Annotated in this window: 9 protein-coding genes; 1 reads left to right on the forward strand and 8 read right to left on the reverse strand. The window is 37.1% G+C overall.

Translation table 11 applies throughout. The features are described from left to right. Positions 1–15: 15 nt before the first annotated feature. The 8 genes from rny to yfmF all read right to left on the reverse strand — a co-directional run bounded on the left by rny (position 16) and on the right by yfmF (position 9,469). Complete coding sequence (rny, locus tag JZO71_RS10960) at positions 16–1,572, reverse strand: ribonuclease Y (RefSeq protein ID WP_067484639.1); 1,557 nt, start codon at positions 1,570–1,572, stop codon at positions 16–18. Positions 1,573–2,057: 485 nt separating this feature from the next. Beyond that, the gene (recA, locus tag JZO71_RS10965) at positions 2,058–3,104 is read right to left on the reverse strand and encodes a recombinase RecA (protein ID WP_067484637.1); all 1,047 of its coding nucleotides are present in this window, start codon (positions 3,102–3,104) and stop codon (positions 2,058–2,060) included. Between the two features lie 104 nt (positions 3,105–3,208). Next, positions 3,209–4,453 carry a competence/damage-inducible protein A gene (locus JZO71_RS10970; RefSeq protein WP_206899551.1) on the reverse strand — a complete coding sequence of 415 codons (1,245 nt, stop codon included), beginning with the start codon at positions 4,451–4,453 and terminating at the stop codon, positions 3,209–3,211. 95 nt (positions 4,454–4,548) lie between these two features. Further along, positions 4,549–5,127, reverse strand: coding sequence for a CDP-diacylglycerol--glycerol-3-phosphate 3-phosphatidyltransferase (gene pgsA / locus JZO71_RS10975; protein WP_206899553.1), 579 nt, complete (start codon positions 5,125–5,127; stop codon positions 4,549–4,551). A gap of 154 nt (positions 5,128–5,281) precedes the next feature. After that, positions 5,282–6,166 carry a RodZ domain-containing protein gene (locus tag JZO71_RS10980; RefSeq protein WP_206899555.1) on the reverse strand — a complete coding sequence of 295 codons (885 nt, stop codon included), beginning with the start codon at positions 6,164–6,166 and terminating at the stop codon, positions 5,282–5,284. 22 nt (positions 6,167–6,188) lie between these two features. Continuing rightward, positions 6,189–6,914 (reverse strand): elongation factor P 5-aminopentanone reductase, encoded by a 726-nt coding sequence (gene ymfI, locus JZO71_RS10985; RefSeq protein ID WP_206899557.1) that lies wholly within the window; start codon positions 6,912–6,914, stop codon positions 6,189–6,191. Position 6,915: 1 nt separating this feature from the next. Continuing rightward, the gene (yfmH, locus tag JZO71_RS10990; protein WP_206899559.1) at positions 6,916–8,208 is read right to left on the reverse strand and encodes an EF-P 5-aminopentanol modification-associated protein YfmH; all 1,293 of its coding nucleotides are present in this window, start codon (positions 8,206–8,208) and stop codon (positions 6,916–6,918) included. Next, a complete protein-coding gene (yfmF, locus tag JZO71_RS10995; protein WP_206899560.1) occupies positions 8,201–9,469 on the reverse strand; it encodes an EF-P 5-aminopentanol modification-associated protein YfmF in 1,269 nt (422 codons plus the stop codon). The genes yfmH and yfmF overlap by 8 nt, the downstream gene beginning before the upstream one ends. A gap of 149 nt (positions 9,470–9,618) precedes the next feature. Here yfmF and mscL point away from each other — a divergent pair, with 149 nt between their 5' ends. Continuing rightward, positions 9,619–10,083, forward strand: coding sequence for a large conductance mechanosensitive channel protein MscL (mscL, locus tag JZO71_RS11000; protein ID WP_206899562.1), 465 nt, complete (start codon positions 9,619–9,621; stop codon positions 10,081–10,083). The last annotated feature ends 14 nt before the right edge of the window (positions 10,084–10,097 follow it).

Consider the following 10,097-nt stretch of genomic DNA (forward strand, 5'->3'; position numbering starts at 1 on the left):
GTCATTGGTCTTTTTTTATTTAGCGTAATCTGTTGCTCGCGTTTCGCGAATAACGGTTACTTTAATGTGTCCAGGATAATCTAATTCTTCTTCAATTCGTTTACGGATATCTCTAACCAAACGAACTGCTTCTAAGTCAGAAATTTCTTCAGGTTTTACCATTACACGTACTTCGCGTCCTGCTTGTACAGCAAAACTTGAATCTACACCAGCAAAGCTATTAGAAATATTTTCTAAGTTTTGAAGACGACGAATATAGTTTTCTAAAGATTCACTTCGTGCACCAGGTCGAGCAGCAGATAATGCATCAGCTGCTGCCACAAGCACTGAAATAACCGATGTTGCTTCCACATCACCATGATGAGAAGCAATGGCATTGATAACCACTGGATTTTCTTTGTATTTAGCAGCTAATTCTGCACCAATCTCAACATGAGAACCTTCAATTTCATGATCAAGTGCTTTCCCAATGTCATGTAGTAAGCCTGCGCGCTTAGCTAATTGGATATCTTCGCCTAATTCTGCAGCTAAAATTCCAGACAACTTAGCAACTTCTACTGAGTGCTTCAATACATTTTGACCATAACTTGTTCTAAATCGTAATCGTCCCAAAATCTTAATCAAATCTGGATGGAGTGTATGCGCACCAACTTCAAATGCAGCCTCTTCACCATATTCACGAATACGTTCATCCATTTCTTTACGTGATTTTTCAACCATTTCTTCAATACGAGCTGGATGGATACGCCCATCTTGAATTAATTTTTCCAACGTCATTCTTGCAATTTCTCTGCGGATTGGATCAAAACCAGAAAGAACAACTGCTTCAGGAGTATCATCGATAATCAAATCAATTCCTGTCAGTGTTTCTAATGTGCGGATATTACGTCCTTCTCTACCAATAATGCGACCTTTCATCTCATCGTTTGGCAAAGTAACAACGGATACTGTAGTTTCAGAAACTTGATCTGCTGCACAACGTTGAATAGCTAATGAAAGTAAATTCTTCGCTTTACGATCAGCCTCTTCTTTTGCACGCTGTTCAGATTCTTTCACCATAACAGTTAACTCATGATTCAACTCTTCCTCGGTTGACTTCATGATAACATCCTTTGCATCTTCTTTAGATAAACCAGCAATTTTTTCTAATTCTTTTTGTTGATCTTCAATCAATTTTTCAACGTCTTGTTCTCGCTCTTCAATTAATTGCTGTTTTGAACTAAGTATTTCTTCTTTGCTTTCAAGTGAGTTCTCACGTTTTTCCAATGAGTCATCTTTACGATTCAATGTTTGTTCACGTTGAATCAATCGATTTTCTTGAGATTTTAATTCTAATTTACTTTCTCTCAGCTCACTTTCAACTTCAGAACGATATTTCTGATTTTCTTCCTTAGCTTCCAACAATGCTTCTTTTTTTAGAGTCTCTGCTTCTTTCTTTGCACTGTCGATAATACCCACAGCCGATGTTTTTGCACCAGCTATCTCTTTTTCGTGACGTGACTTCGCAACGACCAACCCTAAACCAAGACCGACAATTAAACCGATGATAGCGAGGAGAATGTTGAATACCATAAAATCCACCTCCATACTATCTTTTTCATTTTATCAATCACGTAGTTTTTCTGATAAACTATTTTAATCTTATCAATATGCCTACTTGCATATGTGTACAAAAAGTACACAAGTTTATTCTAATGTTTGTACCCCTTAGTGTCAACTTTAAATAAACAAAGAAACTGCTTTCTAAATTTATATTAAACGATGGTTTTTTATTTATCAAAGCAAAAAAAGACTTGATAACACTTAATTTATTAACTGGACCTAATCTTTTTTGCTTCTCATAGATAAAGATCAAGTTTTTGATTATTTTAATTGAACAAGTTAGCCATAACTGTTATATCAGAGTACAAATTATTTTAAAATATACATAAGCGATTACAAACATTCTTTTATTTTTAATCATTTTTTACTCTGGATGTAATTCTTTAACTTTTAACCGTCACACCCAACAAAAAAAGATCGAGACAGCTTGTCCCGACCTTTGAAAATCAAATCAATTATTCTTCTGTTAAAGGTAATTCTTCCTGTTCAGGTTTTTCCTCTGTTTCAATACCTTCACCGATTCCATAAGCTTCGCGAACTAAGCCAGAAATCTCATTCATCATTTCTGGATGTGTAGACATATAGATTTTCGCATTTTCACGTCCTTGACCAATACGATCTTCTTTATATGAATACCAAGCACCACTTTTATCAACGATATCTTTTTCTACCGCCATATCAAGTAGCTCTCCTTCTTGTGAAATTCCTAGTCCATACATTACATCGACTTCTGCTACTTTAAATGGTGGTGCCACTTTGTTTTTAACTACTTTGATTTTTGTACGGTTTCCGACAATGTCTGTCCCTTGCTTCAATTGTTCTGCGCGGCGTACTTCTAAACGAATCGTTGCATAGAACTTCAATGCACGGCCCCCAGGTGTTACTTCTGGATTACCAAACATTACGCCTACTTTTTCACGAATTTGGTTGATAAAAATTGCAATTGTTTTTGTTTTATTAATTGAACCTGATAATTTACGCAAAGCTTGAGACATCAAACGAGCTTGTAACCCAACGTGAGCGTCTCCCATTTCACCATCAATTTCTGCTCGCGGAACTAACGCTGCTACTGAATCGACAACAACGATATCTACTGCGCCACTTGAAACTAATGCATCAGCAATTTCTAATCCTTGTTCACCTGTATCTGGCTGTGATAACAACAATTCATCAATATTGACACCTAATTTTTGGGCATATTGTGGGTCCAATGCATGCTCAGCATCAATAAAAGCTGCTGTCCCACCATTTTTTTGTACTTCAGCAATTGCATGAAGTGCAACAGTTGTTTTACCAGAACTTTCTGGTCCATAAACTTCAATGATTCTTCCACGCGGATAACCACCTACTCCTAATGCTACATCTAAAGCAAGTGAACCACTTGGAATTGTTGAAATTTGTTGGTCGATTTTCTCGCCCAATTTCATAATAGAACCTTTACCATAACTTTTTTCGATTTTTTTTAACGCAGCATCTAAGGCTGCTTTACGATCATCTGCCAATACGATAATCCTCCTTATATTCACATTAACAACGTCATTTCAATACAATTATCATAGCGGTTTTAGAATTAAAAAGCAAGAAAAACCGAACAAATATTCGCATTTTATTTTTTTCTTAAAATCCGTTTACGCAACATGTTCAATCCTTCCATTACCGCGCTACGTCGAATCACTTCACGTCCGCGTGTAAATTGAAACTTAGCCGCACTTACATCATTAACTGAAGCCACAGCAATCCAGACTGTCCCAACAGCTTGGTTTTCTAACATCCCTGGTCCTGCGACACCTGTAAACGATACTGCATAGTCCGTCTTCGCTAACTTTCTTGCTTGCTCAGCCATTTTTTCGGCGCACTCTTGACTAACTGTCCCATGTTTTCTCAAAAATTGTGAGTCGATTTTTAAAAAATCGGCTTTTGCTTCTTCTGAATAGGTCACGAATCCCCCGGGGAAAACTGCAGAAACACCAGAAATTTTCCCTAATGTTGCTTGGAACTCTCCTGCAGTCAAACTTTCAGCAGCAGTCACTGTTTTTCCTCTTTCTTTTAGCAAATCAACTACAACTTTTTCTAAAGAATTATCATCCCCATAACCATAAAAATATTCACCCACTCGCTCTTGAATTTTTTCTTCAAGTGCAAGCAACGCTTGATTACCAGCATGTACATCATTTGTTTTAACTGTTAAACGTAAGGTAACTTCATTGGGTTTCGCATAGGGTGCAATTGTTGGATTGATTTGGGTTGAAATCAGTTCTGCTAGCTCTGTAACTAATTGGGATTCGCCAATTCCATAAAAGCGTAGAACACGTGAAATCAATTTTTCTTTTGAAGGAAATTTTTCAATTAATAATGGGCGCACTTGCTCAATGAACATTGGCTTCAGTTCACTTGGTGGTCCGGGGAGTAGGATATAAGCATGTGATTCTTTTTGGATAAATGTCCCGACAGCTAGCCCCGTACGATTTGGTAACACAATCCCTCCTTCAATAGTTTGCGACTGTTGTAAGTTATTCGCAGTCATTTTACGCTTGGTTGTTTCAAAAAATTCTAATAACTTTTGGTAGGCCTCTCTATCTTGAACTAACCCTTTTCCCAAATGATCAGCTGTTACTTCTTTTGTTAAGTCATCTTCAGTAGGACCTAATCCACCACATAAAATAATCAACTCGCTTCGTGACTCTGCTAATTCTAACAACTCATCTAGTCTTTGTCTGTTGTCTCCAATCACTGTCTGATAATAAACCTCGATACCAAGATCTGCTAATTGCTCAGCCAAAAAAGTTGCATTTGTGTTGACTACTTGACCAAGAAGTAGCTCTGTTCCTACTGCAATAATCTCTGCTTTCATAAATTTGCCTCTCCCTAATAATTAATACGCTATAACGCAAATATTTTTTATTTAAAAAAGCTTGGGACAAAATCGTCACCAAGCTTTTATCGGAATTACATTGAACCCTTAAACACACCACTATTTTTGGCAAAGTAATCAACACCAGAATAGATAGTAAATACTAAACATGCATAAAGCATAATTTGATCTAATGGAAGACCGATCAAATTAAATGGAATATTGTTGATCAGCAACAAAATAATTGCCACCATTTGTGTAGCAGTTTTTACTTTTCCAGGCCATGCAGCCGCCATCACTTCACCATGTTCAACTAATAATAGGCGTAAACCTGTTACCGCTAATTCTCGACAAACGATAATCGCAACAACCCAAGCTGGTGCCTTATCTTGTCCAACTAGCATAATAAATGCCGTCATAACTAACATTTTATCTGCTAAAGGATCGGCAAATTTCCCGAAGTTTGTTACTAAACCTTGAGAACGAGCAATTTTTCCATCAAGCCAATCCGTAATACTTGCAATTGCAAAAATGATTGCTCCAACTACTTGTGTTACAACAACAGTTGTTGTTCCCACCGTTAATTGTCCCCAATCCATTGGTACTCCTACAACAAGGATAAAGATTGGGATCATACAAATTCTTAATACTGTTAATTTATTTGGTAAATTCACACTATTGCACTCCTTTCTTGTTCATTTTACGTGAGTCTCTCTAAAGTTTCCACAGAAATAACTTACTTTTTCTACTCACAAAAAAATTATTCACTTTACTATTGAAAAACTGCAATAAAAATCGAGTGGATTTTTATTGCAGTTTTTGTCTGAATTATTCTGCGTATTGGACAGCAAGGTTAACATTTTTAGGACTTAAATTATTTTCTCCAGCGTTCACTGGAACATCTTCCCCATTTGCTTTAATTGCAACATTACTTGCTGCACCGATTGTCACGACTGCATTAGGTACATTGGCAGCAAGCTGTGTGCTCTGTGATTCACCGGCTGCAAGTGTTCCTTGGTAAACATACGCCCCATTAACCATCACACCTACCCACACGCGATCTTTCGCTGTGAATTCCAGTGTTAAAGGCTCTGTTGCATCCGTAATATTCACATCAATTGCATTTGTTGTATCTGTACCAGCAGTAATCGTCATTTTCTTTTCTTCAGTCGTTGATTCAACTGTTGAAGATTGTGCTGGTGTTGACTCACTTGCATGTGAAGATTGTTTTGTTTCTTCAATTGAGCCATCGACTGTCATTGATGAGCTTGCTTCACTAATAATTGGTGCTGCTTGTCGATCTTGCCATGTCATATAGCCAACCACAATCACGATTGCAACTGCAACCAATCCTAACAAAAGAACAGGCAGACTTGTCCAAAATTTGCTTGGTTCAAATTCTTCTTGGTGCATTGCTTTTCGTGAACCACTCACAGTTTCTGGCTCTGGTCTTTTAATTTCTGAGCCATCAGATAATTTTCTTTTTCCATCGAAAACATCTACAAGTTTATCGCCATCTTCTCCAACAGCTTGCGCGTACTGGCGAATAAATGCACGTACATAAAACTTACCAGGAAGTTGATCGAACTCATCGTTATCGATTGCTTCGAGGTAACGTTTTTGAATTTTTGTAATTTGTTGTAATTCGTCTAAAGATATTTTTTTATTTAGACGAGCTTGCCGTAATTTTTCCCCAATGGTTTCAAAAGCCACTCGTTCATCTTCTCCAGTCTTTTTATTCTAGCCAACCACCCGTTACTGGTAATGTAATCCCGGTGACATAGGCCGCTTCTTTTTGTAATAAAAATGTCACAGCAGCAGCAATTTCTTTTGGCTGAGCTAGTCTTCCTAACGGGATTGCCGCTTTTAACTCCGTTAATTCTGCTTCAGACCAGTCTTGATTCATTGCTGTTGCGACAGCTCCTGGCGCTATGACATTGGCCGTTATTCCTAAGGTTGCCACTTCTTTTGCATAAGCCTTAACAAATGCTTGTTGGGCACCTTTAACAGCACTGTAAACTGTTTCCATACTGCTTCCTTGCATCCCGTAAACAGAACCAATAAACACAATTCTGCCATAATCAGACCGCGCAAGTTTTGGTTCCAGTCTTTGCAAAAGTAATAACGGAGATTTCACATGAATTTGCCAAAGCTGATCCATATCTGCCCCCGTATACTCCTTAAACAAAGCATATTTCGTAAATCCTGATGCAAAAATGACACTGTCAACTTGAAATAATCCTTGTGTAAATTTCGGTATTTCTTCCATGTTTAACATATCTAAGGATACCATAAAAAAATCTTGCAGCGGATAACATTTTTGCAAGTCTAAAACGAAATTTAATACTTTATTTTCATTACGATGGTAGTGACAATACAATGACCAGCCCTCTTGCGCCAACTGACGACAAATTGCTTCACCAATGTCCCCACTAGCTCCCATAACTAACGCCGTTGGCATCTTACTCACCTTGGGGTTCCATATAAAACTCGCTAAACCTCTCCGCCGCTAAGAAAGCTGAACCAACTGCTAGTACATCAGCTAATCGAATGGATTCAATCACTTCTGGTAAATCAAATAAAGTGTACTCACCGTACAGGTTTTGCGTAAACTGGTTAGCAATATACTCAATAGAATTAAGTGATTGGAAGTATTTACCTAGCATTTTTTTCTTCAATAATTCAAGATTTTTTTCATTTACTTCTGGATCCTTCTCAAACCCAAGAACGATTTTCCGCACTTGCTGCGCAGCACGTTTTGGTTCGTCCGTATCACCACTAAAATCAGCAAAATGAAATTCACGATCTAGGCTAAATTCAAAACCAAAACTATCATCAATGATTCCTTCATTGTAAAGCTTCAAATAGTTTTGAGAAGTGTTTCCTAGCAATAATTGGAATAAGAGATTCAATGCTGTTTTATAGCGCATCAGTTGATAGCCATCTGCCGGTAACTCGTCAACACCTTTAATCCCCAAAACGAATTTTTTACGTGTTACAGCCGCTCTTAGATGACTTTCTTCAATAATTTCATCGTTATTTTCAGGAAAATATCGCTTGATTTCTTGCACTGGTGGAAATTCTTTGCTCATTTGATTTTCTCTAATGACTTCCATTATTTTCTCTGGATCCAATTTTCCTACTAAAAACAAAACCATATTACTTGGTTGATAAAATGTGTGGTAGCAAGTATACAAATCATCTGCCGTGATTTTATCGATACTATCAACCGTCCCTGCAATATCGATGTGTAAAGGATGTTTTGGATATAAGTTATTCAAAATACCAAAAAATAGACGCCAGTTAGGATCATCTTCATACATTTGGATTTCTTGTCCAATGATTCCTTTTTCTTTGTTGACTGTCTCCTCAGTAAAATATGGCGCCTGCACAAAGTCTAGTAACGTCAACAAGTTTTTTTCTACTTGATCTGTCGTTGAAAACAAATAACTTGTTTTGGTAAAGCTGGTAAAGGCATTCGCAGAAGCGCCTTGTTGACCAAACAATTGGAAAACATCTCCGTCTTCCTTTTCAAATAACTTGTGTTCTAAGAAATGTGCAATTCCATCCGGCACCTTTGTCTTTTCATTCGCTCCATAAGGAATAAATTCATTATCGATTGAGCCATAATTCGTGCTAAATAAGCCATAGGTTTTGTGGTACTCATTTTTTGGTAATAAGTAAACGGTCAATCCATTTGGCAGCACTTCATGATAAAGCGTTTCATTAATTTGTGAATACTCAGTTTTATTCATTCATGCTTCCTCCATCTAAAAAGAAAATTGCTTGAAGTTCCACTTGATCTGCAATTTTTTGAACATCTTTGATTGTGATACTTTCTAATCGAGCTAACCATTCGTCATCTGTTAATTTAGTTTCTGGCAGCCAGTTGTCTAAATAAGTCGATTCGATTGCTGCTTGTGGTGCATCGAGTGATAGCAAGTATTGATTTTTCAACATTGCTTTTGTTTGGGATAAATCGAGGTCAGTGATTTCACCATTTCGTAAGCTTTCTAATTGTTTATGAATCAAATGTAAAACCTTTTCGCGATTTTTCCCATCAATTCCTGTCTGAACAGTCATATATCCGCGGAACGTATCTACACTGCTAGAAGCATAATAAGCCAAGCTTTCTTTTTCACGTACATTCATAAACAATTTTGAATGTGGAAAGCCACCAAATAAGCCATTGAACACCATCAGTGAAAAACGCTCTGGCTGGTTATAATAAACATTTGTTTGATAGGCTAAGTTTAGCTTTGCTTGTACGACAGGTTCATGCATTTGGCGTTCTTTGATTACATTTGATTGTGGCTGTGCATAAAATATTTCTGGATGTGTAAATTTGCGGTCAGTAAATGGCAATGTTTGAATTGCTTTGATAACTTCCTTCTCGTTCACATCTCCAATAACAAAAATATCGACTTGATCTTCTGCCAGGACTTTCTTGTAATACGTAGCAAGTGACTCTGCCGTAATTTCTTTTAGGTCTCTTACTGTTCCAAAACTAGGGATTCTTTGAGCATCTGCTTGCTCAAAATAGAGACGTTGCAGTGCTAATGAAGCTAATGTCTGTTTGTCTTCATCCAAACTTTCTAAATAAGTTTTCAGATTGTTTTTTTCTAAATCAAACGTTTGATTATCGAACTGCCCATCTACAATATTTGGCGCAAAGATAACCTCTTTCAAAAAGTCAACAACTTGGAGCAGAATTTTTGAGTCATTCACATAATCGCCATTAACAAAACTGATGCCTGCATTCAGCCAATGTAAATTTCCTTTTTTGCTTACATTCCAGCCAAAACTTGCACCATATAATTCAGCTAACTTCGCGCTAAGTTGTGTCTGGTCTGGATAATTTAAGCTATTTGTTTCTAATAAACTGCTCAGTAATGATCGTTGCGTAATGACTGCTCGATCAAGACGTGTGGTGAATCGAATAAAGATTCGAATCGTTTTATATTTTTTTGTTTGTAAGACATGTAAATTCACGCCTTCTGCCAATTTATTCGTCATAAGTCGTTGCTCCTTTTATCGTTACAGTTGATTCTAGTATAGCATAGAAGGTTAGTATTTAAGCATTTAGCGAACAAAAGCGTTTATTGTTTTTACATTTTTTTATTCTTAGATATACTAAAGGTAAGGAAAAAGAAAGTAGGGGTTTTATGATAAAAGAATTTAAAGAGTTTATTATGCGAGGCGATGTGCTTGATCTAGCCGTTGGGGTTGTTATCGGGAGTGCGTTCACAGGAATCGTTAATCAAATCGTAGAAGGATTGATTACACCATTAATTGGTTGGATAGTTGCTCTTGTCACTGGTACTTCTGATCTGGACGGGGCGTTGTCTGTCTTAGACGTCACACCTGTCAAAGGCGTAACTTTTTCATTTGGTAATGTTGTTAGTGCTATTATTACATTTTTAATTACAGGTTTTGTTTTGTTCTTAGTGGTCAAAGCAGCCAACAGTGCAAAAGATTTACGTAAAACAGAAGACGAAGAAGTTCTTGACGAACCGACTGCTGAACAATACTTAAGTGATATCCGCGATTTGTTGGCACGACAGGTAGCTGAAGATAATGGTCGTTCAACACTTCAAGCAAAAATAGAAGACGAATCAAATACAAAATAAAAAAAGTTGAAACA

The organism is Candidatus Enterococcus courvalinii (genome assembly GCF_017315945.1).
GTDB classification, from domain to species: domain Bacteria; phylum Bacillota; class Bacilli; order Lactobacillales; family Enterococcaceae; genus Enterococcus_B; species Enterococcus_B courvalinii.